We start from the raw sequence: 24,889 nt of genomic DNA, 5'->3' as shown, positions 1-24,889 counted from the left end.
CCGTACCGTGACAACCATCCAGCACTGGATCAACGGGGCAAGCGCCTCCGGCTCGATGTCCCGCACCGGACCGGTGTACAACCCGGCGACCGGCGCTGAACAGGCAGAGGTGCTGCTGGCCAACCGGGCCGATGTGGACTCGGCAGTGAGTGCGGCGAGTAAGGCCTTCGCCTCCTGGCAGGACTCCTCGCTGACCCAACGCATGCGGATCATGTTCGCCTTCCGCGAGCTGCTGGTCCGCCACGAGGACGAGCTGGCCAAGCTCATCTCCGCCGAGCACGGCAAGGTCATCGAGGATGCACGCGGCGAGATCGTGCGGGGCCGCGAGATCGTCGAGTACGCCTGCGGCATCGCCGAGGTGCTCAAGGGTAGCTTTACCGACCAGGCCTCGCGCGGTATCGACGTGCATTCTTTCCGGCAGCCCCTCGGGGTGTGCGCGGGCATCACGCCGTTCAACTTCCCCATCATGGTCCCGCTGTGGATGCACCCCATCGCGATCGCCACCGGCAACACGTTCGTGCTCAAGCCCAGCGAGCGCGACCCATCGGCCGCGAACTTCGTCGCCGAGCTGTACGCCGAGGCGGGACTGCCGGCAGGGGTGTACAACGTGATGCACGGCGACCGGGAAGCGGTCGATGCCATCCTGGACCACCCCGATATCGCCGCGGTGTCGTTCGTCGGCTCCACCCCTATCGCCCGCTACGTGCACGACCGTGCCACCGACGCCGGCAAGCGGGTGCAGGCGCTCGGCGGGGCCAAGAACCACGCGGTCGTGCTGCCGGACGCGGACCTGGAGCTGGCAGCTGACCAGCTCACCGCCGCAGCATACGGCTCGGCGGGGCAGCGCTGCATGGCGGTGTCAGTCGGTGTCGCGGTGGGTGAGGCGGGTGACGCCCTGGTGGACACCCTGGCCCGCAAAGCGGGCGAGGTCACCGTCGGCCCTGGCGATCAGCCAGGCGCCGATATGGGACCGCTGGTCACCGCCGAGGCCCGCCAACGGGTAATCGACGCGGTCACCATCGGCGCCGCGCAGGGCGCCTCGGTCGTGGTAGACGGACGCGAGCTAACCGTGCCCGGCCACGAGAGCGGGTTTTTCGTCGGGCCATCGCTGTTGGACAACGTCACGCCCGATATGGACGCCTACCGGCAGGAGATCTTCGGGCCGGTGCTGTCCATCGCGCGCGCAGGCACGGTCGACGAGGCCATCGAGCTGATCAACAACAACCCCTACGGCAACGGCACCGCGATCTTCACCGGCGACGGCCATGCCGCACGCCGATTCGGCCGCGAGGTGCACGTCGGGATGATCGGCGTCAACGTTCCGATCCCGGTACCGATGTCCTACTACTCCTTCGGCGGGTGGAAGGACTCACTGATCGGCGACTCCCCTGTGCACGGGCCGGAAGGCGTGCGCTTTTACACCCGCAACAAGGTCGTCACCAGCCGCTGGCCGCAACCCAGCCACACCACCGCAGGGGCGGCATTCCACTTCCCCACAACCAGCTGAGTTCCAAGGAGCACCATTGAGTACCGCTTCCCTTTCACCCACCGCGCGTGCGGTCATCAGCAACCTCTGCCTGGGGTCCGCGCCGGACTCCTGGGGCGTGTGGTTCCCCGAGGACGAGCATCAGGTTCCCTACACCCAGTTCCTCGATGAGCTGGTCGAAGCGGGCTACACCTGGCTGGAGATCGGGCCGTACGGTTACCTGCCCACCGACCCGCGGCAGCTGGCCGAAGAGGTGCACAGCCGCGGGCTACAGGTCTCCGGCGGTACCACCTTCGGTGCGCTGCACCGCCCCGAGCAGTGGGACGAGATGCTGGCCAGCACCCGACAGGTCGCCGAGCTGACCGCCGCGATGGGAGCACATCACCTGGTGTTCATCCCGCCGATGTACCGGGACGAAAAGACCGGGGCCTACACCGAGGAACCCACGCTGACCGCCGAGCAGTGGGCGGGCTACGGCCGAGCCGCAAGCGAGCTGGGCAAGATCCTGCTGTCCGAATACGACGTGCGGCTGTGCTTGCACCCGCACGCGGACAGCCACATCCAGACCCAGGCAGAGATCGAACGCTACCTCAACGAGAGCGACGCGCGCTACGCCAACCTCTGTCTGGACACCGGGCATGTGGCCTACGGCGGAGGCGACAACATCGACCTGATCCGCCGGTATGCCGAGCGCGTGGAGTACGTGCATATCAAACAGATGGACGCCGACGTGCTCGAGCAGGTCTGGAAGGAGGGCCTGTCGTTCGGCGAAGCCGTCAAGCGCGGTGTCTGCGTCGAGCCGCCCGCCGGGGTGCCGAACCCGGCAAGCATCGTTGACGAGTTGTCCACACAGGACCTCGAACGGTTCGTCATCGTCGAGCAAGACCTCTACCCATGCGCCCCTGACGTACCGTTGCCGATCGCGATCCGTACCCGCGAGTACCTGGCTAGCTGTGGCCTGTCCGGTACCGACCGTCCCCGGCCGATCCCTCGCTTCGCCGAGGACGGCTGACCACGTCAGATCCACGGGGCAACTGTCCCGCCCCACGACCGCCCAGTGAGGTGCACACCATGAAGAAGTCAGCACGCCGAGCCACATTCGCCGTCACCCTAGCCGGAGCGCTCGCGCTCGCTACCGCATGCAGCGAGGAAGGCGGGCGGCAAGCTCAGGAGGTCGACGTCGACACCCCCGAGCTGGAGATCGCGATGATTACCCACGGGGTCGACGGAGACACGTTCTTCGACATCGTCCGCGCAGGCGCCGAGGCCGCTGCCGAGAAAAGCAACATCAACTTGCAGTACTACAACCACGAGGAGGTTCGTGAACAGGCCAACCTGGTGGACAACATGATCGACCAGGGCGTCGACGGCATCGCACTGACCCTGGCGACACCGGACGGGCTGAACGACGTCGTGCAACGCGCCAATGAAGCGGGCATCCCTGTCGTCGGCTTCAACTCCGGCATCGACCACTGGGCGGACATGGGCGTGTTGCAGTACTTCGGCACCGACGAGGAGCTGGCTGGAACGGCACTCGGTGAACGGCTCAGCGAGACCGACGCCGAGAGCGTGCTGTGCGTCATCCAGGAACAGGGCCACGTGGCTCTGGAAACACGGTGCGCCGCTGTCGCCGAGGCGTTCGACGGACAGACGGAGCGACAGTACGTGGACGGTTCCAGCATGCCATCGGTGCAGTCAAGCCTGCAGGGCAAGCTACAGGAGGATCCCGACATCGACTACGTGGTGACGCTGGGCGCACCGTTCGCCATGACCGCACTGGACTCGGTGGACGCGGCCGGGAGCGACGCCACCGTCGCCACGTTCGACCTCAACGCCGAAGCGGCAGACGCGATCAAGGAAGGCGATATCGAGTTCGCCGTGGACCAGCAGCCGTACCTGCAGGGCTACCTCGCGATCAACTCGTTCTGGCTCTACGCGCACAACGGCAACTTCAGTGGCGGCGGCGAGGAGCCGGTGCTGACCGGGCCCGCTTTCGTGGACGCCGACAACATCGACGAGATTGCCGACTACGCGGCGGAAGGGACGCGGTGATAACGCATGACACGGGTACCCACTCCGGCGGAGCCCGCGTCACCTCCGCACAACGCGGCGGCATCGGCTCCCGATAGCGTGCCCTCTTCTCGGGTCGCCAAGCGATCGCTGAGTCGCCGGTTTTTGAACCGCCCGGAAGTCGGTTCGCTGATGGGCGCGGTCGCGGTGTTCGTACTGTTCATGGCCATAGCGGAACCGTTCCGATCGCTTGATGCGTTCACGACGGTGCTGTATGCCAGCTCCACGATCGGCATTATGGCGGTGGCCGTTTCGCTACTGATGATCGGTGGCGAGTTCGACCTCTCGGCAGGCGTGGGTGTGGTCACCTCGGCACTGGCGGCGGCCATGTTCGCGTTCCAGTTCTCCACCAACGTCTGGATCGGGGTCGCAGTCGCGCTGGCGCTGTCGCTGACCATCGGTTTCGTCAACGGGCTGATCGTGGTGAAGACGAAGCTACCGAGCTTCCTGGTCACGCTGGCGATGTTCATGATGCTGCAGGGGCTCAACCTCGCCGTCACGCGAGCGGTGACCGGAAGCGTATCCACCCAGTCGATCGCGAACATGGACGGCTTCGGCTCCGCGCAGGCCATCTTCGCCACCAACGTCAGCATCGGCGAGTTCTCCGTCCGGATCACCGTGCTGTGGTGGATCCTGTTCGTCGCACTGGCTACCTGGATCCTGCTGCGCACCAAGGTCGGCAACTGGATCTACGCGGCGGGCGGCAACCCGGACGCCGCGCGGGCGGTTGGTGTTCCCGTGAACTTCACCAAGATCGGACTGTTCATGTCAGTCGGGTTCATGGCCTGGTTCGTCGGCATGCACCAGCTGTTCCGCTTCAACACCGTGCAGTCCGGCGAAGGTGTCGGCAACGAGCTGCTGTTCATCGCTGCCTGCGTCATCGGCGGTTGTGCGCTGATGGGTGGCTGGGGAACGGCCATCGGCGCGGCAATCGGTGCTCTGATCTTCGGCATGACCCGCATGGGCATCGTCTTCGCCGGGTGGAACGCCGATCTGTTCATGTTCTTCATCGGCGCGACCCTGCTGGTGGCCACCGTGCTCAACCTGTGGGTGCGGCTGCGCACCGCGAGGAGGTAACCACGATGCCCGAGACAACCTCGAACATCATCGAGCTCGCCGGAGTCGGCAAGAACTTCGGCAACATCCACGCGCTGTCCGACGTCAGCATCTCCGTCCGTTCGTCGGAGGTAAGCTGCATCCTCGGCGACAACGGCGCGGGAAAATCCACTCTAATCAAGATCATTTCCGGTCTGCACCAGCACAGCACCGGCACCTACAAGGTGGATGGCAAAGCGGTGAAGTTCGCCTCGCCAAGGGACGCCCTCGACCGTGGCATCGCCACCGTGTACCAGGATCTCGCTCTGGTGCCGCTGATGCCGGTGTGGCGCAACTTCTTTCTGGGGTCCGAACTAACCAGCGGCTTCTGGCCGTTCCGCAAGCTCAGGGCCGAGGAAATGCGCACCACGGCCGACGCTGAGCTACGCCAGATGGGTATTCAGGTTCCCGACATCAATCAGCAGGTGAACACGCTGTCCGGAGGGCAGCGACAGGTGCTGGCCATCGCGCGCGCGATCCACTTCGGCGCACGGGTGCTGATCTTGGACGAGCCGACTGCCGCGCTCGGCGTGAAGCAAGCCGGTGTGGTGCTGAAGTACATCTCCGCGGCCCGCGATGCGGGACTCGGGGTCATCTTCATCACCCACAACCCGCACCACGCGTTCATGGTGGGCGACCACTTCACCATCCTCAAACAGGGCACCGTCGACCTGTCGGCTCCGCGCGCGGAGCTCACCCTCGACGACCTCACCCACCACATGGCGGGCGGGGCCGAGCTGGAAGCCCTCGAACACGAGCTCAGCCGGATGGAAGCCCCAGATGTCGGTGCGGTACACGAGCTACACGAGCACCGTATGGGCGAGACGAAATGAGGAGTTGCGTGCCATGACCGTCCAAGTCGGTGTGATCGGCACCGGGATGATCGGACAGGAACACATCAGAAGGTTGACGGATTCGGTTGCCGGAGCCGAAGTGTGTGCCGTATCCGATATGGATATCGAACGCGCGAAAGAGGTAGCGTCCGGGGTGAACGCGCACGCCGTGGACTCTGGCCACGACCTGATCTGCGATCCGCAGGTGGACGCGGTGGTGGTCACCTCGTCAGGACCGACCCATGCGGAGTACGTCCTCGCCGCGATACACGCCGGAAAGTACGTTTTCTGCGAGAAGCCGCTGGCCACTACGGCGGAGGACTGCCTGCGCATCGTCGAGGCCGAATCCGCGCACGGCAGGCACCTGGTGCAGGTGGGGTTCATGCGCCGCTACGACCCCGGGTACCGGGCGATGAAGCGGGCCATCGACGACGGACATATCGGTACGCCGCTGCTGATGCACTGCGCACACCGCAACCCCACCGTCCCGGAGACCTACCACTCGGCGATGGCCACCCATGACACGGCGATTCACGAGATCGACACGGTGCGGTGGCTACTCGACGAGGAAATCCGTTCGGTGCAGGTGCTCACTCCCCGGCCGACAGCGCTGCGATTCGATCACCTCACCGACCCGCAAGTGATGCTGTTCGAAACGACCGGCGGCGCGCGGGTGGACGTCGAGGTCTTCGTCAACTGCCAGTACGGCTACGACATCCGGTGCGAGACCGTCGGCGAGCGCGGCACCGTGGCCCTGCCCGAACCCAGCCAGGCGGTGATGCGGTCACACGGGCAGGTGCGCATGGGCCTCCACCAGCACTGGAAGACCCGCTTCGCGGAGGCGTTCGACGTGGAGTTCCAGGAGTGGATCGGTGGCGTCCTCGACGGTGAAGTCACCGGACCGAGTGCATGGGACGGGTACGCGGCAGCGGAGATCGGCGGCGCGACCGTGTCGGCGCTGCACACCGGAGAGGTCGTGGACGTGCCCCTGAACGACCGCCCGCCCTTCTACGCCTGAGGCATCCCAGTCATACCAAGGAGCGCACGCTATGAAAATCGCGGTCGACCCCTTCATGCTCCGCGGCCTGTCACTGACCGAGATGGTCCGTACGGTCGCCGATATCGGCTACTCCTACATCGAGCTGTCACCCCGAGAGGACTTCCTGCCGTTCTTCCTGCATCCCAGGGCCGACGACGGCCGGGTCGCCGAGCTCAAACGCGCGCTGACCGAGACAGGAGTGCAGCTCGCGTCCGTTCTGCCGCTGTACCGTTGGTCGGGTCCGGACGAGGACGAGCGACAAGCCGCCGTGCGGTACTGGAAGCGCGCCATCGAGATCACCAGCGAGCTGGGCTGCGAGGTCATGAACTCCGAGTTCAACGGTAGGCCGGAACGCCCTGCGGAGAGCGAGGCGCAGTTCTGGCGGTCGATGGAGGAGCTCCTTCCCGTGTTCGAGAGGGAAGGCATCGCCCTGAACCTCGAACCGCATCCGGACGACTTCTGCGAGCTCAACGCCCCCGGTGTCGACCTGGTACGCGCGATCAACAAGCCGTGGGTGAACTACCTGTACTGCGCGCCGCACACCTTCCATCTGTCCGACGGGGCCGGTGGGATCGCCGAGATGATGCGCTACGCCGGGGCCAAGCTGCGGCACGTGCACATCTCGGACACGTTCAACCATAAAGGGTCGTCGGGGCTGCGCTACATCACGAACCCGCCGGGCAACCCGGCACGGATCCACCAGCACCTGGATATCGGCCAGGGTGAGGTCGATTGGGACGAGTTCTTCTCGACGCTGCACGCGATGGACTTCGACGGGATCGCGACCGTATGCGTATTCGCCTGGGAGGAGCGGGCACGCGCGTCGCTTACCTACAACCTGGAGCGGGTCACCAAGGAGCTGGCCGCGTGAAGGAGCGTGCACGATGAAAGCGGTGGTTCTCTCGACCGAACGGCGTCACGAGCTCGTCGAGGTCGCCGTTCCGGAGCCCGAACCCGATGAGGTGCTCGTCCGCTCGCACTACTGCGGGATCTGCGGTAGCGACCTGCACGCACCCGAGATCGAGCTGTTCCGATCCGAGGTCATCTCCGGGCACGAGTTCGCTGGCGAGATCGTCGCCACTGGCTCCGCTGTTCGGGACTGGTCGGTGGGCCAGCGCGTGACGGCGAACCCCAACGGCAACGTGTGCCACCGCTGCCGGTACTGCCGCGAGGGCCGCTACAACCTCTGCGCCGTGGGTACAGCGGAGAACCCGCTCGGGGTCGCGCGCCACGGCGGCATGGCCGAGTATGTCGCCCTGCATACCTCCTACCTGCACGCCCTGCCGGACACCGTTGACACCCGGCGGGGCGCATGGGCGGAACCGGTAGCAGTGGCGGTCCGGGCGGTGCGTACCTCGCCGCTGCGGATCGGGGACACGACGGCCGTCATCGGCGGTGGCCCGGTGGGCCAGCTGGTCGTGCAGGTGCTCCGGCGCGCAGGAGCCTCGCGGATCATGCTGATCGAACCCTCGCCGTTCCGCAGGAACATGGCGAGCAGGCTGGGTGCCGACGAAACGCTGGCGCCCGAGGAAGCTTCCGAGCGCCTGGGCGCCGGTGAGCTTCTCGAAGTGGACCTCGTGATGGAATGCTCCGGCCACGGCAGCGCCGTCCAGATGGGACTCGACCTGGTCGCGGCAGGCGGCAGCATCCGGCTGGTCGGCATGTCACCAAAGCCGCCGTCCTTTGATGCGGTGCAGGCGATCACCAAAGAGGTCCGCATCCTTGGTGGCTTCATCTACGTCGAGGAGTTCGGGCAGGCAATCGACCTGCTCGCCCGTGAGGCGATCGATGTGGACACGCTGACCACCGCTATCACGCCGCTGGAGTCGTTCGCCGAAGCGTTCGCTGCGCTCCGGGAGCCGGAATCGACTATGAAAGTGCTTGTCGAGACAGGGAGAGTGTGATGGCAGACCCGGCACGGATCGGCCTCGTCGGCTATGGCAAGGGTGGGCGGTATTTCCACGCGCCGCTACTGGCGAACGCGCCTGGCTGCGAGCTCGCGGGCGCGGTGACGCGTTCCACCGAACGGCGTGCCGAGCTGGCCTGCGACTTTCCCGGCGTACCCGCCTACGACAGCCTGGCCGACCTGGTCGAATCCGGGGTCGACGCGGTAGCGATCACCACTCCGCTCGATACGCACCTGGACCTGGTCCACGAGGCGATCCGGCTCGGTGTGCCGACCGTCTGTGACAAGCCCTTCGCGCCGGACGCGGCTACCGCACGCGAGGCGGTCGAGGCCGCCGAGCGGGCCGGTGTGCTGCTCAGCGTGTACCAGAACCGCCGATGGGACGCGGATTTCCTGACCGTGGCCAGGCTCGTGGACTCTGGCGAGCTCGGGACGGTGGCCAGGTTCGAGTCGCGTATGGAGCAGTACCGACCCGAAGGCGGGTTCACCCCGGTATCGGGCGGCTTGCTCCGCGACTTCGGCAGCCATGTCGTCGACCAAGCCATGCGGCTGTTCGGGCCGGTGAGCTCAGTTTACGCGGAGAAGAACGCGTTGCCTGGCACGGACGAGCTGGACACCTGGTTCTTCTCCGCCCTGCGGCACCGCAACGGTATCACCACCCATGTGTGGGGCGACCTGGACCTACAGGGGGGCCGCGGCTGGCGGTTCCGGGTGACTGGCAGCGGCGGAACACTCGCCATGGCCGACGACGACGGGCAGAGCGAGCAGCTCCTGGCTGGACGCTCACCTGCCACCGAGGGAGAGACATGGGGTTCGGTACCCCAGCAGCGCTGGGGCCGACTCTACCGCGCCGGTATCGAGGAGACCGTGCCGAGCGAACAGGGTGATTGGATGCGGTTCTACGCCGGGCTGGCCGCGGCTGTCCGTGGCGACGCAGGCGTCCCGGTAGACCCGTGGGATTCCGTTGCTGTACTGGAAGTACTCGACGCGGCTCGAACGAGCTCGACAACGGGCCAGGTGGTCGGTCTGCCGCGGTGAGCGTCACTGACGTCGCGAACGATCCTGGCTGTGCATTGACGATACGCTCATCGCTGTGCTGCGGCAGCGCGCGGGAACCCCGCTAGTCGACCGGCCACTTCCTCTCGGCGCCGTCCCGGAAACCAACTGGAAAACCCGAACGGCCACGCTCCACAGCGGATCCGCGACGCGCAACCCGACCGCCAGTCGAGAACCGCTCGTCGCGCTGCTGGGCAGTGGGACCTAGCCGTCCATCCTCACCGGCTGCCCCGTGCGGACGGATTCTTCGCAGGCCTCCGCCAGCCGGAGGCTGAGTAGGCTATCCCTGGCAGGTGAGGGGTTCTCGGCCTCGCCTGCCACGATGCCAGCGAACACTCGCATCTCGTTGAGGTAAGCGGGCCGGTAGCGCTCCTGGAAGCCCCGGTAGGCGTCAGGGCTGACGCTCGAGCCGCGTTCCTCCAACGAGTTCAGCGGGGTGCGGTCGTCCCAGCCGATCGCGAACGTATCGACGCTGGTGAACACCTCGGTGCGGCAATCGTAGCCGAGCGGGTCGTGCCGCCCTGCCGACAACACGGCGTGTGCCCCGCTGTCGAACCGCAGCGTGGCGACCACGTTGTCCCAGTCGCCCACCTCAGCGAAAGACGAGTCAACTAGCACGGAGCCGGATGCGTAAACCTCGACGACGGACTGGCCCACCAGCCAAGGCACCGCGTCCAACTCGTGGATGAGACAGTCTTTGAACAGCCCTCCCGAGGAGGCGACGAACTCGACCGGCGGCGGGTCCGCGTCGTTGCACACGGCTCGTACCAGGTACACCGAACCGGCCTGTCCCGAGCGCAACCGCCGGTACGCCGCCACGGTCGCCGGGTCGAACCTGCGGTGGAACCCCACGACCACCGGCACGCCGGACGCTTCGATCTCGGTGACCAGCGGTTCCATCTCGGCGAGCGTGGCCGCCAGCGGCTTCTCGCACAGTACCGGCGTGCCCGCCGTGATCGCGCGGCGCACCATCTCCGGATGTGTTCCCGTCGGGGTCGCCAGCAGCACCCCGTCGCACGCGGACATCAGCTCGTCCAGGTCCGCCACGGCGCGCGCCTTCGCCCCGAGACCGGCCGCGACGTGCGCGGCCCGCTCCGGTTGCGGGTCGAACAGCAGGATGTCCGCGACGGCATCGAGCGCACCCAGATTCTCCGCGTGCATCAGGCCGATCCGGCCGACGCCTGCGATTCCGATCTTCACCGATCCACCTCAACTGCTTCGTCGAAGCGCTCCCGTCGCGCGACTAGAGCGCTCTAGTCAGAGCGCTCTTATGGTCCACGGTGATCTCGGCAGGTGTCAAGGGTCACGATGCGGGGGCGCCGGTGAACTCGCGGCCCGCGCCACGATGAACGCCTCGATCCCATCGAGCAGCCGCTGCAGCCCGAACTCGAAACGGGCATCGGACGCCAGGTCCACCCCCTCCTCGATCGCCCGCACCACCCTCGGATACCGGGCCGGGTCGACCCAGCCCGCGAGCACCGCCACCACGTCGGTCACGGGGCCAGACGAATCCCCCTGGCCGCCTTGTGGAGCCTCCACCGCGTCCTGGGCGGCCCGCCGGACGAAACCGTCGACGGCTCCGACGGTGGCCAGCTTCTCGTGCTCGGTCAGCCCGGTGCCATCGAGTACCCGCAACGCCGAGTCCAGCCATGCCATCATGTTCGGCCCGGGAAGCGTCACCTCCGCCCGGAGGCGCAGCACCCAGGGGTGCTGTCGGAAATCCGCCCAGTCCTCCCGTGCCCACGCCGCGTACCGCGCGCGCCAGTCGCCCGGCAGGGTATGCGGGTGGCTGCTCCACCCCGCCACCGTATCCAGCATGAGCGCGTACAGCTCCGCCTTGCCGGGGACGTAGGAGTACAGCGTGGACGTTCCGACCCCCAGCCGCTGCGCGACCCCGCGCATGGACAGCGCGTCGAACCCCTTGGCGTCGGTGATCTCGATGGCCGCACGAACGATCCGGTCCAGCGTGAGACCCGGCTTCGGCCCTCGCGCAGGACGGCCGCGTGGCTCCCAGAGCAGGCGGACCAGGCGCTCAGGATCCGACGAACGTTCCGCAGCACTCATGTTGCGCCGAGCATACAACGTCGAATAGTGTTCGGAGTAATAACCTCGAACGATGTTCGCTATTTCTTGGGGGAACTGTGACGACTCCGGAACATCACCAGTCCGCCGCGGCCACCCGCGGGCCGGTGACCGCGGCGGAACGCGCCCTGGCACCCGACCTCGCGCGCGGGCTGATGCTGCTGCTCATCGTGCTGTCCAACACGGCGTTCTTCCTGTGGGACGGCACCTACAGCAAGTCCTCGGACTACCCCGACCCGGCACACGCTGCCGATACCATCGTGCAGTTCTTGCTGATCAGCACGCTCGATGTCCGCGTCTACCCACTGTTCGCGTTCCTGTTCGGCTACGGGATGGTGCAGCTGTACCTCCGCCAGACGCGGTCGGGCGCGAGCGAGCGTGAAGCGCGCACGCTGCTGCGGCGACGCAGCCTCTGGCTGGTCGTGTTCGGCTTCGCCCACGCGGCGCTGCTGCTGGCAGGCGACGTACTCGCCGCGTACGGCCTGATCAGCCTGGTGCTCGGCTGGCTGTTCCTACGCAGGAGCGACCGCGTCATGCTGGTCGTCAGCGCCGTGGGCGCCACGATCCTGGCGACCGGGTTCGCGGTGACCGCTGGGACCGTGATCGCGCTGGCCACGGGAACTATCACGATGGACGGCGAGGCGCAGGGCTTCGGGGAACGCCCCGATTCGTACGCGGCCGGTGAACAAAACTGGGTGGCCGCGGCCATCATCCGGCTCGTGACCTGGTTGGTGCTGCTGGGGATCAACACGTTCGGCATCGTGCTGCCGGTGGCGATGCTGCTGGGAATGTGGGCAGCCCGGCGCCGTATCCTCGAGCAGCCCCACCACCACTTGCCGCTGCTGCGCCGTGTGGCTGTGTTCGGCATCGCCATCGGCCTGGCCGGCTCGCTGCCCTCGGCGTTGCAGCACGTCCAGCTCATCGATCTGCCGCCTGCGGCTGGCCTGACCGAGGGCATGTTGTTCGGAATGCAGTGGACGACCGGCCTCGCTGGCGGGCTTGGTTATGTCGCGCTGTTCGGGCTCGTTGCCTACTGGCTTCCCGCACGCGCCACGAACAGCACCCCAGTCACCGGGATCTCCGCGCTCGGCAAGCGGTCACTGTCCGGGTATCTCAGCCACTCCGTCGTGATGGCTCCCGTGCTCGCGGCCTGGGGACTGGGGCTCGGTGCGCTGTTCACCAGCGCGACCATGGCGCTGTTCGCCATCGGCCTGTGGCTGGTCACCGTGATCGCCGCACTGGCGCTGGAGCGGGCGGAGCTGCGCGGACCCGCCGAATGGCTGCTGCGCAGGCTGATGTACCGCGGCGTGGCCGCCAACCGGTGACATGGCGCGGACCCCGCATCGGCTACGGCGCGTAGCCCCGGCACCCGGACAGGAAACGGGTGCCGGGGCCTTGCCGCGCCCGCCATCACGCCTGTGGTGAGCGCTCCGATTCCTCCTCTCCGCGCACCGAGGGATACCGGATGCTTTCCACCAGCGCGGACAGGTGCGCGGGCGGTGGGGCGGTCGCCTTCGACACCACGATGGCGACCACGAAGTTGACCAGTGCACCGATCGCACCGATCCCTTCCGGGCTGACACCGAGGATGTGGTCATGCGCCTCGGTACCGAACACGTCGAGCGTGTAGATCATGTACGTGATCGTCAGTGTGAGCCCCGCGACGATCCCGGCGGCGGCACCGGTGGCGTTGCACCGCTTCCAGAAGATGCCCAACACCAGCACGGGGAAGAAGCTCGCCGCCGCGAGACCGAACGCGAACGCGACCACCTCGGCCACGAACGCGGGCGGGTTGATTCCCGCGATCACGGCGACGACCACTGCTGCGGTCATCGCGAGCCTGCCGACGAGCAACCGCTCACCATCGGAGGCGCTCTTCTTCACGCGGCGGAAGTAGAAATCATGGGACACCGCCGACGAGATCACCAGTAGCAGCCCGGCGGCCGTGGACATCGCGGCTGCCATGCCGCCCGCCGCGACCAGCCCCACGATCGGTGCGGGCAGTCCCGCGATTTCCGGGGTAGCCAGCACCAGGATGTCGTTGTTGACGGTGAGATCCGCCCCGTCGGCCGGGTTGTTGCTGACCGAGGTGATGGTGGAGGCGCCGTCGGCGACGGACACCAACCCGGTCGCGGCCCAGTTCTCGATCCAGTTCGGAAGGTTCGCAACGGACGTTCCCTCGACCCCGCTGAGCAGGTTGAACTTGGTGAACGCCCCCACTGCGGGCGCGGTCGTGTACAGCAGGGCGATGAAGAACAGCGCCCAGAACGCCGAGTAACGAGCCCCGCGAACGGTCTTCGTGGTGTAGAACCGGATGATCACGTGCGGCAGCCCGGCGGTTCCGAGCATCAACGCCAGCGTCACCAGAAAGACGTCGATCATCGGGCGTTCCGAGAACGCCTCGGTGTACTCGTTGAGGCCGAGCTGGGCGGACAGCGCGTTGAGCTCGCCGAGGATCTGCCCGAAGGTGACCTGGGGTATCGGCAGGCCGGTGAACTGCTGCGCGATCGCCGCGGCCGGGATGAGGTAGGCGATGATCAGCACGGTGTACTGGGCGACCTGTGTCCAGGTGATGCCCTTCATCCCGCCGAGCACCGAGTAGATGAAGATGATCGCGGCGGCAACCAGCACGCCGCCGGTCAGGTCGAGGTTGAGGAACCGGCTGAACACGATCCCGCCACCGTTCATCTGGCCGACGATGTAAGTGAACGAGATCATCACCGCCGCCGCTGCGGCCAGCGTGCGCACCAGCTCGGAGTAGCGATCACCCACGAACTCGGGGACGGTGAACTTGCCCCACTTACGCAGATACGGGGCGAGCAACAGCGCCAGCAGCACGAAACCACCCGTCCACCCCATGAGGTAGACGGAGCCGTCCGAACCGAGGAAGGCCACTAGCCCCGCCATGGAAATGAAGGAGGCCGCCGACATCCAATCGGCCGCGACAGCGGCACCGTTGGCCACGGTCGGGATCCCGTGCCCGGCCACGTAGAAGCCGGAGGTCTCCTTCACCCGGCTTCGCCAAGCGATCCCGATGTAGAGCCCGAAGGTGAGGACGATGAAGACTGTTGTCCACAGTTGAATCTCGGTCACCGCGCCGCCCCCTGTTCATCGCGCTCGCTGACGCCGAACTTGCGGTCGAGCCGATCCATCCGGACCGCGTAGACGAGGATCAGCAGCAGGAACGTGTAGATCGAGCCCTGCTGCGCGAACCAGAAGCCAAGCGGGTACCCGGCGATCGATACGGCATTGAGTTGGTCGGCGAGCAGCACCCCGCAACCGAGCGAGACGAACGCCCAGATGGCCAGCAGTACCACCATCAACCGGAGGTTGCTCCGCCAGTAGTCACGTCTCCATTGCTCATCGTGGGGATCGTGCTGCGATTCGGACGGTGCTCGGGTCACGTCCGGGCTCCCTTCGTGCTCGTGGACACCAGCCGACCGTTGCGAGTCCGCTGTGAGGCAACACACTGCGGATGCCCGAACACCCACCACAAGTCCCTGTTCCACGGGCGGCCACCAGCTGGTGACCAGCGGCCTCAGCGGCCGCCACGAACGGGCCGCTCGCGCCCGCCAACCGTTCGCACCGTCGAGTGAACCGCTCGGACGGGGTGAGCGACCGCCTGCGAAGGAAAGCCTGGGTCGGCGCCGCGGCGGCGCCCTAGACTCCGTGCATGATGTCCGTCACATCCCCTGCACGTCCCCCCACGGGCCGCTCGCCCAGTCGCGTCCTTCACCCCGGCAGCGCAGGCATGCTCGTGGGGGGGCTTCTCCTCCTCGTCGGCTCGCTGCTGCCCTGGGTGTCGACCCCGTTCGGCTCGCTGTCCGGCGTCGCGGGGCCCGGACTGTGGACGCTGTGCGCGGGGACGCTCGCGGTCGCGGGGGCGCTGTTGCCCTACCGCCGCGTGGCACTGGCTCACGCGGCGGTGCCCGGGGTGGCTGTCGCCGGGATTGCGGTGTGGCAGCTGGGCAGGATCGTGCACATCAACGCCTCGACCGGCAGCTGGGGCGAGCTACTGCCCGGTATGGGGCTGGTCATGGTGGCGGGGGCAGCGGTGATCCTGCTGCGTACCGCCTACCGGATGTACTCCGTGGCGTAACCGGGCGTGGGCGCATCGTTATCGATCTTTGCCGTAGCCGTGGACTGACGTATGGTTCCGGACGTGCCCGGTGCCACCTCAACCCGTTCCGACGGTGAGTCGCCGGAACCCCTCGGCTACGAGCTCACCGACGAGTACGACATGCCTGCCGAGGTGGACGCGACGTTCCGCACGCTCCGGCGGGTGGCTTTCGGGTACTTCACGGTGTTCCTGGTGGTCGTCGCCGCGGTTCCGGTGCTCACGCTTGCGCTGGACTGGTGGTCGCAGGGCAGGCTCATCGGCGGAATGAGTCCCAGCTTCGCGATGGCGGCGTTCGGTCTGTACGTGTTCTTCTTTGTGCTGGCCATCGCGGCGGCCACGCTCGCCAACGCGGTTGAGGACCGCATGCTCGGCGGCCCGGAGCGTGATCAGCACGAGCAACGGAGCACACCACTGTGATCACCGCCAGCATCTTCGGGTTGGTGGCCCTGCTCGTGGTCGTGCTCGGCCTCGCCCTCGTGCTGCGCCCCCGCGGGCCGTCAACGCTGGATTTCTACCTGGCAGGCAGGCGCGTCGGGGTGGCAACCAACGCCTGCGCCATCTGCGGGGACTACTTCTCGGCCGCCTCGTTCCTCGGGGTCGCCGCGGCAGTCTACGTCTCCGGGCTCGACGGCATCTGGTACGCGACCGGGTTCGCCGCCGGGTTCATCCCGGTGCTGCTGTTCGTGGCGGCGCCGCTGCGCCGGTTCGGCGAGTTCTCCATCCCCGACTTCCTCGGCAGGCGGCTGGAGTCCGATGGAACGCGACTCACCGCAGTCACGGTGGTGCAGCTCATCATCCTGTCCTATCTGGTTCCGCAGGCCGTCGGCAGCGGCATCACCTGGGAGCTGCTTGTCGGTCACGGCATCGCCGGGCTGAGCCCGTACGCCACAGGTGTGCTGGTCACCACCGCGGCCATCACCCTGATCGTGGCGCTCGGCGGCATGCGCGGCACCACGTGGACGCAGGCGGTGCAGTTCCTGCTGCTGCTGTGCGCCTTCATCTGGCTGGCCATCGCGGTACTCGGCTCCGGGTTCAACTACGCGGGCGCGGTCGACGAGCTGTCCACTGGGCCGCTGGCGAACCCGTCCGTCGAGGACGGCGAGTGGCGGCTCGAAACCGAGCGCGACCGAATCGACGGCGACGAACCGGCGACATTCGGCGAACCAGGAGCGCGCTACGGCCAGCTCGGGCAGTTCGCGCTGATCATCACCCTGATCATGGGCACTGCCGGGCTGCCGCACATCATGAACCGCTACTTCACCAGCCCCACCGGCATCGCCGCGCGCATGACCACGGTGTGGGTGCTCGGCCTCGCCGGGGTGTTCTACGCGCTGGCTGTGCTGCTCGGCACCGCGGCCCGCTCCCTCATCCCCGAAGCGGCACGCGAACACCCGTGGCTGGCCGAGCTCACCGTCGACGGGGTGCTGCGGGTTCCCGAGCACGCGCTGCTGGTGCTCGGCCGGATCTACGGCGACGAGGTGGGGCTCGGGTTCATCGCCACCGGAGCGCTGATCGCGGTCATGTCCACGATCGCGGGCCTGCTGCTGGCCTCCGCCGCCTCCTGGGGTCACGACGTCTACGAGCGACACCTCAACCCGCGCGCCAGCCAGCGGCAAGCCGTGTGGGCCGGCCGGTCCGCGGTGGTGCTGGTCGCGGTGGTCTCCGCGGTGGTGGCACTGACCATGCGACCCGACTCGCTCACCGCCCTGCTCCCCTCGATCGTGGCGACCATGGTGACCTGGGCTTTCGCGCTGGCCGGTTCGGCACTGACGCCAGTGTTCATGCTGACCATCTGGTGGCGCGGCACCACGGCGGCGGGAGCGGTCGCCGGCATGGCCACAGGGACGATCACCGCGATCGGCATGATCGTCGCTGGCACCGTGCTCGGCGCGGACGGTCTCCGCGAGATGCTGCTGACCCCCACCGTCGTGGCCGCGCCACTGGCGGCCACCGTGACGGTGCTGGTGTCACGTCGCACCGTCACACCGCCGAACCTCGACCGGCTGTGGCTGAAGCTGCACGGCACGGCCGCCGACCGGCAGGCGCTACGGCTGGCCAGGCTGACCATCGCCGGTATCGACGAGCCCTCGCGTGGCGCGGCAGGAAACGCAACGAAGAGTAGGCAGCGATGAGCAACGGCAGCCTCCCGCTGGCGGTCATGCTGGCGCTGGCCTGGGGCGTGGTGTACCTGGTCACCCAGGTCGTGACCGCGCCTGCGCTCGGAGTGGGGACCACGATCCTGATCGGGTTGGGTCTGACCATGCTGCTGACCATCGGCTACCCGTCGGCGCTGCGGGGGCCACGGCTGGCGCGGCTGGCTGGCAGGCAGGCGTCCAGGCAGGGCGCCTACTCCCGGCCAGGCACCATCGCCGCGGTCGGCAAGTCGATGCCGCTACGGTCCGGGCTGACCTCCGAGGCCGCGCAACGCACCGCCGAGCTCCTGCACCCGCTGCTGGGTGGCGACTCGGTGGCGATCACCGACCGTGATCGGGTGCTGGCGTTCATCGGACCCGGCTCCGACCACCACACCGTCGGCGACCCGCCGCAAACCTACGTCTCCGGCAAGGTCCTCGACCGAGCCAGGACTGTGGTTGTGCGGCAGCGCGCCAGGCTCGGCTGCCCGGATCCGGAGTGCCCGCTGCAGAGCGCGGTCGTGGCGCCGCTGGCGATCGGCAAGCGCGTGGTTGGCACGCTGAAGGTGTACCGGCTCGACGAGTCTCCCCCACCCCGCGGGCTGATCGAGGGCATGGCGGGGATCCTGTCGCTGCACCTCGAACTGGCCGAGCTGGACAGGGAACGCAAGCTCGCCGTAGACGCCAAACTGGACGCGCTCCGCGCCCAGATCAACCCGCACTTCCTGTTCAACACGTTAAACACCATCGCGTCCAAGGCACGCACCGACCCGGAAGAGGCACGGCAGTTACTGCTTCGACTGTCCGATTTCTTCCGTTACGCGGTGCGGCAGGAAGGGCAGTTCGCGGAGTTCGGCCAGGAGTACTTCTTCGTGCGTACCTACCTGTCCTTGGAGCAGGCTCGTTATGGCGAGCGGCTGCGGGTGCGGTACGACGTGGATCCCCAGGTGCTGACCACGCAAGTTCCGGTGCTGACGATCCAGCCACTGGTGGAGAACGCGGTCAAGCACGGCCTGGCGAACAAGGTGGACGGGGGCACCGTCACCCTCAAAGCGCGGGTGGATCCGCTCACCCGCACCACCATCATCCGGGTATCCGACGACGGGGTGGGTATCGACAGCAAGCGGCTGACACAGGTCATTGCCGGTGAGGTCACCGCGAACGGTGGGATCGGGCTGCGGAACATCTCCGAACGGCTGGACACCCTGTTCGGCGAGCGGTATCGCTTCGACGTGCAATCCACGGAAGGCGAAGGCACTGTTGTGGACCTACGAATCCCCTTAGGGTGATCGCATGCGCGCGCGTTGTCTCATCGTCGACGACGAGGCTCCCGCACGGGCCGAACTGCGGTACCTGCTGGGCAACTTCGAACATGTCCAGGTAGTCGGCGAGGCCACCAACGCTGAGGAGGCCCTGACGCTGCTGCGTTCGCTCAGCTACGACGTGGTGCTGTTGGACATCCGCATGCCGGGCGGCACCGGGCTCGACGTCGCCGCCGCGCTCCGGGAATCGCAGCACGCCCCCAAAGTCATCTTTACCACCGCCTATCCCGATCACGCCGTGGAGGCCTTCGACCTGGAAGCAGCCGACTACCTGGTGAAGCCCTTCGAAGCCGAACGTCTCGGCAGGGCGCTGGAGCGGGCGTTGGCCGGCACACCAGAGGAGGGCGAGCCGCAGGCAGCGCAGGCCACGCCCCAGGGGCCCGACGCCCTGGGGCGCATCCCGGTGCAGCGCGGCGACCGCACGGTGCTCATCGACGAATCGTCCATCATCTACGCCAGCGCCGCCCGCGGGTACTCGTACCTGCAACTACAGACCGAGCGGGTGCTGGTGAGCTTCTCGCTGAACGAGCTGGAGCGCAGGCTGCGCGGGCACTTCTTCCGCGCGCACCGTTCCTACCTGGTCAACCTCGACCACATCCGGGAGCTGGTGCCCGACTTCAAAGGCGCACTGACGCTGGTGATGAACGACCACCAGGCCAGCAGGGTCGAGGTGTCCCGCAGGCAGGCCCGCGAGCTGCGGCGGCTGCTGGGGATGTGACCTGGCGGATTACCCCTGTTCGGGCGGCGGGAACAGCCGGTCGAGCCAGGCTTGCCAACGCGCGGTCGCTGCCGCCCGGTCGATGTCGACGCCGTAGAAGTAGTGGAAGGCGTTCACCATGCCCCAGGCGTCGGCGCCCTCGCCACCGAACCGGTAGAGGGCGTGGTCGGTGCGAATGCCGAGCAGGCCGTGGTCGGCGACGTCGACGACGCCGCGGATCGGGTCCAGGCCGTCCGGTTCGAGCTCGACCCGGTCGCCGACCGCGAGGTCCGCCCTGATGCCCAGCGCGGTCCGGAACCGTTCCCACACGGCCACCGAGTCCAGCGGGGTGAAGCCCATGACCAGCACGTTGACCACCGGCTGGCCACGGAAGTGCGTCAGGTACTGGGTGAGGTTGTACAGGAAGAGGTCCCATCCCTTGCTGTGGTACTCGCGCTCCCAGTCCTCACCGCCGAGGCCGCTCTGCACCAGCCGCAACACCGTGCTGCCACCGTCGCTGGCCTCCACGAGGAACTCCATCGCCTCGTTACCGTCCTCGTTGCCGAACACGATGCGCCGACCGGGTTCGCGCCGCAGCACGACGCCTGTCTGCTCGTTACCGGAACCGAAGTCGGCCACGGCGTGTTCACCGTTGGCATCGAACTCGTGCGGCACGAACCAGCTCGCGATTCCCTGACCGGTCGACACCGCCTCCCACACCTCCTCAGGGGTGGCGTCGAGCCGGATTTCCTTGTGTAGCTGCCAGTGGTCATCCATCAGTGCTCTCCTCATCTCCCTCGTCGCGAGGGACCATCGGGTGCAGCGCCAGCACGACGCGATGCTCGCGCCCCTCGCCCGCCGATTCGTTGTGGTACTTCGACACCAGCGCGGTCAGAGTGTTGGTGAGTTCTTCGGCGAAGGCCGCCCGGTCGCCAGGCGTGGCGAACCGGATCGTGCCGTCGATGCCGAACGTGGCGAGCCGCTTGCGGGTACGGGTCGCTCCGGTGATCAATTCGCCAACCTCCCGCACCATGCGGCTGGCCAGCGCCAGCAGCCACCGGGCCGACAGCCGGTCGGGGTGACGGTCCGGATCCGGCTCGACGGCGGCCAGCAGGGCCGGTGACAGCACCAGTTCGGACGCCGCGGTTTGCAGGATCCGTTCGGTGCAGTTGCCCTTGCGTCGCTCCTCAACCAGCCGCACCAGGCCATGCCGTTCGAGGGCACGCATGTGGTAGTTCACCTTCTGACGTGGCAGGTCAAGGCGGTCGGCCAGTGTCGCGGCCGAAGCGGGTTCGACCAGCTCGCCGAGTAGCCGCGCGCGGACCGGGTCGAGCGACGCTTCGGCCGCATCCGGCTTGTCGATCACCATGATCCCGTTCATGGATCGATAATGCGTCCGACAATTTTATTTGTCAAGACACTTCAATTGTTCGGTGGCTGATGTGCGCCGTGCCGCACTAGCTCGACGACAGAAGCCACGTTGACCTGGGCGAATCGTGTGATGTCGGTGCCGGCCGTTACAGTCCGCGACCGACGGCAGCGACGAGAAGGAGTCCCATGGACGCACGCGACCGGCAGGCAACCGAGGACCGGTCACCGATGCTGGAGTCGATCGTGGCCACGCTCTGGACAGCCGCGCGCACCACCCTCGTCGGGGAGTCGATCGCCGCGCGGGTGCACGTAGCCGAGCTGGCTTCCCGGCACCTCCCGCACGAGGAGCGCGCGGTGGCTACCGCGTCGGGTATGGCGCTGGCTGAGGGGGCCGAATCGGCGTGGCAGCGCGGGTGGCAGCCGCTCGATGTCCGGGAGCTGGCGCGGCGGCGATGCCCGGCCAAGGCCACCCGGCTTGTGGTCGACGCCATCGCCGCCGACGCCGCCCAGTACCCGTCGGTCGGCCTGCACCCACGGTGGCAGGAGCAGCTGCGCCAGCTGGGGGCTACCGTGTGGTGGGAGCGGGAGGAACCGCATCTGTGCCAGTGGGCTCGGGAACAGGGCATCAGCGTGGAACACGCGCTGCACAGCGTGATCCACGCGCTCGGCACGTTCGCCTACCTGCCGTCGCTCCCGGTCACCGTCCCGCCCCCGGGCAGCGATGCCGCGTGCGGGGCGCAACCTGCCGAACACATCGATCCGAGGCTGCTGCACCGGGTGCGCTCGCTGCTGGCCAAGGCCGAGTCGACGCAGTTTCCCGAGGAAGCCGAGGCGCTGTCGGCCAAGGCGCAGGCGATGATGAACCGGCACGCGCTCGCGCGCGCGTTGCTTGACGCGGACCGGCACGCACCGCAGGCCGCCGGTTCGAGCAGGCTCTGGCTGGACAGCCCCTATGTGGACGCCAAGGCGCAGCTGGTCGCGGCGATTGCCGAGGCCAACCGGTGCAAGTCCGTGAGCTACTCCGGACTCGGGCTGATGGTGCTCGTCGGCCACGAGCTCGACCTCGAAATCACCGAGTTGCTGGCGACCTCGCTGCTCGTGCAGGCCACCCAGGCCATGCTGGCGCACGGCAGCCAGCGCGGCGGGTCCGGACGGTCGAGCACACGCTCGTTCCGCCGGTCCTTCCTGCTGTCGTACGCCAGGCGCATCGGCGAGCGGCTCACCGAAGCGGCCCGGACGGCACACGATCCGCACGAGGACGCGCGGTTACTGCCGGTGCTGGCCGAGCGGGACCGGGCGGTCGAGGAGACGTTCCGGCAGTACTTCGGCACCCTCCGCCGCAGGCGGGTGTCGGCGAGCAACGGCGAGGGCTGGGATGCGGGCCGTGCGGCGGCCGACCGCGCCAACCTCTCCGTGGAACGGCAGGTGGTCGAAGCGTGAGGCGCGGCAGCCGGCCCCGCCATCGAGGCCCGCAGCAGCTCCGGCAGGATGGCAGGCTACAAGCCCGACGGGCATAAGGCTGGGGCAGCCCGATCATTGCCGCGCGGTAGCGGCTGGGTCCTGGGACACGGGGAGAACGACGAACACCGATGACGACTCCACGACACACCACCGCCGTAGCCGCGCTCGCCGCACTCGCGATGCTGCTGACCGCCTGCGCCGAGTCCACCGACGGGACTCCGGAAACCCCCAACGACAACAGCGAGCAGGACGAGCAACACAGCAGCCCCGAGCTGCCGCACAGCGGCGCACCGCCGGTGGACGATCCGATCGACACGACGCGGTTCGAAGAGGACCCGTGCCTGGCACTATCAGACCAACAACTCACCGAGTACGGATATGAGTACGAGGATGTCGAAGCGCGCGTAACAATGCACGCTGACCACGTATGTGAGTGGAACATGGGGCGCGGCGAAGGCACTTTCGTAATCGGGTTCACAGTGGAAAATCAACATGGATTAAGTGGTGTCTACCAAGCCCACGGTCTAGAAACCTGGGAGGTATTTGACCAAGCCGACCCGGTTCACGGACATCCTGCGTTGTTCGCCGACCCTATTGACGCCCGCGAAAGAGGCGCATGCAATGTCATTTTTGGCGCCAACGACGAGTTAGCCGTTTGGGTAACAATGGACGCGGGGCGTCACAGTCCACATCGTGATGCGCCTTGCAGGGCTGCCTACGAACTCGCCGAACTCGCAGTGGAGACTATGAAGGGGGATAGCTGATGCTGGTCCGGGTCGGTCGACGGCCACCAGTTAGGTGCCTGTCGGGCGCCGTCGCCTGGCGGACGGTAACCGGCTAGGTTCGGCGCTGCCGCTGCTGCGGTAGTGTGGCTCACACCTTCGGGGGAAGGTTGATTTAACCGGAACGCGTTGCCGCCGGGTGATGCCATCGCTACGGTGAGTATGTCGCGCGCGGCATCACACACGGGGACGATCCCAGGGAGGAGGGACACACCGTGCCTGCGCAGGACGGAACCGGCAACCCAGACCTACCACTACCCGCCATCGACGAAAACCCCACACCCGGCATACCCGCAGGCGGCGAGCTGCGCTACGCCAACCAACTCCGCACCAACGCCGACGCCAAGGTCTCAGGCCAACTCGAAGACATCGCCTTCGACGAAGACGGCGTCAACAAGGTCATCACACGGCTCTTGGAGCTGTACGACAAGCTGGATCAGCACCGAGAACGGGACAGTTACGCCCTGGAGAGTATTTTCGAACGCGACGACCCAGTGTCAAGCAACTACGCTTTCGCCGCGAACCGCGGCGGTAAAGCGTACATCGAGGCGTTAGAGAATGAACTGGACGACCTGAAGAAACTTATCGAGGACGTGGAAAGGATCAGGGACGAGCGATTGTGGCAAGAAGAGCAACATGTGGAAGTGATCGAGCGACAGGCATGACACGCACACGCCGCACGCCAACTGCCGTAGCCGCGCTCGCCGCGCTCGCCATGTTGATCACCGCCTGCACCACCAACAACGACGGTGAACCCGAACCCGCCAACAACAACGGCGCGCACGACGAACAACACAACGACACCGATCTCCCCCACAGCGGCGCCCCCGCCGTCGAGAACCCACTCGACACCGCACGCTTCGAAGACGATCCATGCCTCGCCCTGACCGACCAACAACTCGCTGAAGCCGGATACGACTACGAAGAAGCCGAAACCGAGGTCACCGATGACAACGTGTCTCTCTGCAGATGGAGTATGGGACTCGGCGAAGGAAGGTTCGTTGTCGCGTACACACTCAACAACCCTGAAGGACTAAGCGGTGTGTACCAAGACCACGAGGCTGAAGAGTGGGAACTGTTCGACGAAACTGAAGCGATTCACGGATATCCAGCACTACTCGCAGATCAGGTCGACTCGCGAGACCGAGGACGATGCAACATCATCGTCGGTGTCCGCGATGAGCTAGCTGTGTGGGTAACCATGAGTGCTGGACCGAGTTCGGACGCCCCGTTCCAAGGTGAAGGAGAAGCCTGCGAAGCCGCCTACGAACTCGCCGAGCTCGCTGTGGAGACTATGAAGGGGGATAGCTGACGGCTGCGCTGTCGCTGCTGCGGTAGTGTGGCTCACACCTTCGGGGGAAGGTTGATTTGACCGGAACGCGTTGCCGCCGGGTGATGCCATCGCTACGGTGAGTATGTCGCGCGCGGCATCACACG

The 24,889-nt window shown here is 67.0% G+C and carries 25 protein-coding genes; 19 read left to right on the top strand and 6 right to left on the bottom strand.

Annotation, left to right across the window (positions count from 1 at the left end; all coding sequences use genetic code 11):
• Positions 1-7: 7 nt before the first annotated feature.
• From F8178_RS08950 to F8178_RS08910, 9 genes are read left to right on the top strand one after another with little or no spacing between them, the layout of a single operon-like run.
• On the top strand, positions 8-1,507 hold the full coding sequence (locus F8178_RS08950) for a CoA-acylating methylmalonate-semialdehyde dehydrogenase (protein ID WP_317494235.1): 1,500 nt from the start codon (positions 8-10) through the stop codon (positions 1,505-1,507).
• 16 nt (positions 1,508-1,523) lie between these two features.
• The gene (locus tag F8178_RS08945) at positions 1,524-2,498 is read left to right on the top strand and encodes a TIM barrel protein (protein ID WP_317494234.1); all 975 of its coding nucleotides are present in this window, start codon (positions 1,524-1,526) and stop codon (positions 2,496-2,498) included.
• Positions 2,499-2,557: 59 nt separating this feature from the next.
• Positions 2,558-3,538 carry a substrate-binding domain-containing protein gene (locus F8178_RS08940; RefSeq protein ID WP_317494233.1) on the top strand — a complete coding sequence of 327 codons (981 nt, stop codon included), beginning with the start codon at positions 2,558-2,560 and terminating at the stop codon, positions 3,536-3,538.
• 6 nt (positions 3,539-3,544) lie between these two features.
• Positions 3,545-4,633, top strand: a complete 1,089-nt coding sequence (locus F8178_RS08935; protein WP_317494232.1) for an ABC transporter permease — start codon at positions 3,545-3,547, stop codon at positions 4,631-4,633.
• A gap of 5 nt (positions 4,634-4,638) precedes the next feature.
• Complete coding sequence (locus F8178_RS08930) at positions 4,639-5,484, top strand: ATP-binding cassette domain-containing protein (RefSeq protein WP_317494231.1); 846 nt, start codon at positions 4,639-4,641, stop codon at positions 5,482-5,484.
• A 13-nt stretch (positions 5,485-5,497) separates the two neighbouring features.
• Positions 5,498-6,502 (top strand): Gfo/Idh/MocA family oxidoreductase, encoded by a 1,005-nt coding sequence (locus F8178_RS08925; RefSeq protein ID WP_317494230.1) that lies wholly within the window; start codon positions 5,498-5,500, stop codon positions 6,500-6,502.
• Between the two features lie 31 nt (positions 6,503-6,533).
• Entirely contained in the window at positions 6,534-7,394 is an 861-nt protein-coding gene (locus tag F8178_RS08920; protein WP_317494229.1) for a sugar phosphate isomerase/epimerase, read from the top strand.
• A 13-nt stretch (positions 7,395-7,407) separates the two neighbouring features.
• Positions 7,408-8,427 carry an alcohol dehydrogenase catalytic domain-containing protein gene (locus F8178_RS08915; protein WP_317494228.1) on the top strand — a complete coding sequence of 340 codons (1,020 nt, stop codon included), beginning with the start codon at positions 7,408-7,410 and terminating at the stop codon, positions 8,425-8,427.
• Positions 8,427-9,467, top strand: a complete 1,041-nt coding sequence (locus F8178_RS08910) for a Gfo/Idh/MocA family oxidoreductase (protein WP_317494227.1) — start codon at positions 8,427-8,429, stop codon at positions 9,465-9,467. Before F8178_RS08915 ends, F8178_RS08910 begins: the two co-directional genes overlap by 1 nt.
• 222 nt (positions 9,468-9,689) lie before the next feature.
• On the opposite strand, the gene F8178_RS08905 is transcribed toward F8178_RS08910, so the two are convergent.
• Both F8178_RS08905 and F8178_RS08900 read right to left on the bottom strand, forming a co-directional pair.
• Positions 9,690-10,685 carry a Gfo/Idh/MocA family oxidoreductase gene (locus F8178_RS08905; RefSeq protein ID WP_317494226.1) on the bottom strand — a complete coding sequence of 332 codons (996 nt, stop codon included), beginning with the start codon at positions 10,683-10,685 and terminating at the stop codon, positions 9,690-9,692.
• A gap of 96 nt (positions 10,686-10,781) precedes the next feature.
• Positions 10,782-11,549 carry a TetR/AcrR family transcriptional regulator gene (locus F8178_RS08900; RefSeq protein WP_317494225.1) on the bottom strand — a complete coding sequence of 256 codons (768 nt, stop codon included), beginning with the start codon at positions 11,547-11,549 and terminating at the stop codon, positions 10,782-10,784.
• 77 nt (positions 11,550-11,626) lie between these two features.
• Between F8178_RS08900 and F8178_RS08895 the strand changes: the two genes are divergently transcribed.
• On the top strand, positions 11,627-12,892 hold the full coding sequence (locus F8178_RS08895) for a DUF418 domain-containing protein (protein ID WP_317494224.1): 1,266 nt from the start codon (positions 11,627-11,629) through the stop codon (positions 12,890-12,892).
• A gap of 85 nt (positions 12,893-12,977) precedes the next feature.
• On the opposite strand, the gene F8178_RS08890 is transcribed toward F8178_RS08895, so the two are convergent.
• Both F8178_RS08890 and F8178_RS08885 read right to left on the bottom strand, forming a co-directional pair.
• Positions 12,978-14,660 carry a sodium:solute symporter family protein gene (locus tag F8178_RS08890; protein ID WP_317494223.1) on the bottom strand — a complete coding sequence of 561 codons (1,683 nt, stop codon included), beginning with the start codon at positions 14,658-14,660 and terminating at the stop codon, positions 12,978-12,980.
• Complete coding sequence (locus tag F8178_RS08885; protein ID WP_317494222.1) at positions 14,657-14,971, bottom strand: DUF4212 domain-containing protein; 315 nt, start codon at positions 14,969-14,971, stop codon at positions 14,657-14,659. The genes F8178_RS08890 and F8178_RS08885 overlap by 4 nt, the downstream gene beginning before the upstream one ends.
• 347 nt (positions 14,972-15,318) lie before the next feature.
• Between F8178_RS08885 and F8178_RS08880 the strand changes: the two genes are divergently transcribed.
• The 5 genes from F8178_RS08880 to F8178_RS08860 all read left to right on the top strand — a co-directional run bounded on the left by F8178_RS08880 (position 15,319) and on the right by F8178_RS08860 (position 19,859).
• Positions 15,319-15,666, top strand: a complete 348-nt coding sequence (locus tag F8178_RS08880) for a hypothetical protein (protein WP_317494221.1) — start codon at positions 15,319-15,321, stop codon at positions 15,664-15,666.
• A gap of 63 nt (positions 15,667-15,729) precedes the next feature.
• Positions 15,730-16,104: a hypothetical protein gene (locus F8178_RS08875; protein ID WP_317494220.1), complete on the top strand. Its 375-nt coding sequence runs from the start codon at positions 15,730-15,732 to the stop codon at positions 16,102-16,104.
• Positions 16,101-17,819: a cation acetate symporter gene (locus F8178_RS08870; RefSeq protein ID WP_317494219.1), complete on the top strand. Its 1,719-nt coding sequence runs from the start codon at positions 16,101-16,103 to the stop codon at positions 17,817-17,819. The genes F8178_RS08875 and F8178_RS08870 overlap by 4 nt, the downstream gene beginning before the upstream one ends.
• A complete protein-coding gene (locus F8178_RS08865; protein WP_317494218.1) occupies positions 17,816-19,108 on the top strand; it encodes a histidine kinase in 1,293 nt (430 codons plus the stop codon). Before F8178_RS08870 ends, F8178_RS08865 begins: the two co-directional genes overlap by 4 nt.
• A gap of 4 nt (positions 19,109-19,112) precedes the next feature.
• Positions 19,113-19,859, top strand: a complete 747-nt coding sequence (locus F8178_RS08860; protein WP_317494217.1) for a LytTR family DNA-binding domain-containing protein — start codon at positions 19,113-19,115, stop codon at positions 19,857-19,859.
• 9 nt (positions 19,860-19,868) lie between these two features.
• Here the strand turns inward: F8178_RS08860 and F8178_RS08855 are convergent, their stop codons facing one another.
• Positions 19,869-20,615 carry an SRPBCC domain-containing protein gene (locus F8178_RS08855; protein WP_317494216.1) on the bottom strand — a complete coding sequence of 249 codons (747 nt, stop codon included), beginning with the start codon at positions 20,613-20,615 and terminating at the stop codon, positions 19,869-19,871.
• Positions 20,608-21,219: a helix-turn-helix domain-containing protein gene (locus F8178_RS08850; protein ID WP_317494215.1), complete on the bottom strand. Its 612-nt coding sequence runs from the start codon at positions 21,217-21,219 to the stop codon at positions 20,608-20,610. Before F8178_RS08850 ends, F8178_RS08855 begins: the two co-directional genes overlap by 8 nt.
• Positions 21,220-21,395: 176 nt before the next feature.
• Between F8178_RS08850 and F8178_RS08845 the strand changes: the two genes are divergently transcribed.
• The 4 genes from F8178_RS08845 to F8178_RS08830 all read left to right on the top strand — a co-directional run bounded on the left by F8178_RS08845 (position 21,396) and on the right by F8178_RS08830 (position 24,764).
• Positions 21,396-22,649, top strand: a complete 1,254-nt coding sequence (locus F8178_RS08845) for a DUF2786 domain-containing protein (RefSeq protein ID WP_317494214.1) — start codon at positions 21,396-21,398, stop codon at positions 22,647-22,649.
• A gap of 149 nt (positions 22,650-22,798) precedes the next feature.
• Positions 22,799-23,434 (top strand): DUF3558 domain-containing protein, encoded by a 636-nt coding sequence (locus F8178_RS08840; RefSeq protein ID WP_317494213.1) that lies wholly within the window; start codon positions 22,799-22,801, stop codon positions 23,432-23,434.
• A 233-nt stretch (positions 23,435-23,667) separates the two neighbouring features.
• Positions 23,668-24,117, top strand: a complete 450-nt coding sequence (locus F8178_RS08835; protein WP_317494212.1) for a hypothetical protein — start codon at positions 23,668-23,670, stop codon at positions 24,115-24,117.
• Positions 24,114-24,764 carry a DUF3558 domain-containing protein gene (locus F8178_RS08830; protein ID WP_317494211.1) on the top strand — a complete coding sequence of 217 codons (651 nt, stop codon included), beginning with the start codon at positions 24,114-24,116 and terminating at the stop codon, positions 24,762-24,764. Before F8178_RS08835 ends, F8178_RS08830 begins: the two co-directional genes overlap by 4 nt.
• The last annotated feature ends 125 nt before the right edge of the window (positions 24,765-24,889 follow it).

Source organism: Haloechinothrix sp. LS1_15, from assembly GCF_033042135.1.
Lineage (GTDB): Bacteria > Actinomycetota > Actinomycetes > Mycobacteriales > Pseudonocardiaceae > Haloechinothrix.
The sequence above is the reverse complement of the archived record's forward strand: the minus strand, read 5'-3'. Positions and strand labels throughout refer to the sequence as shown.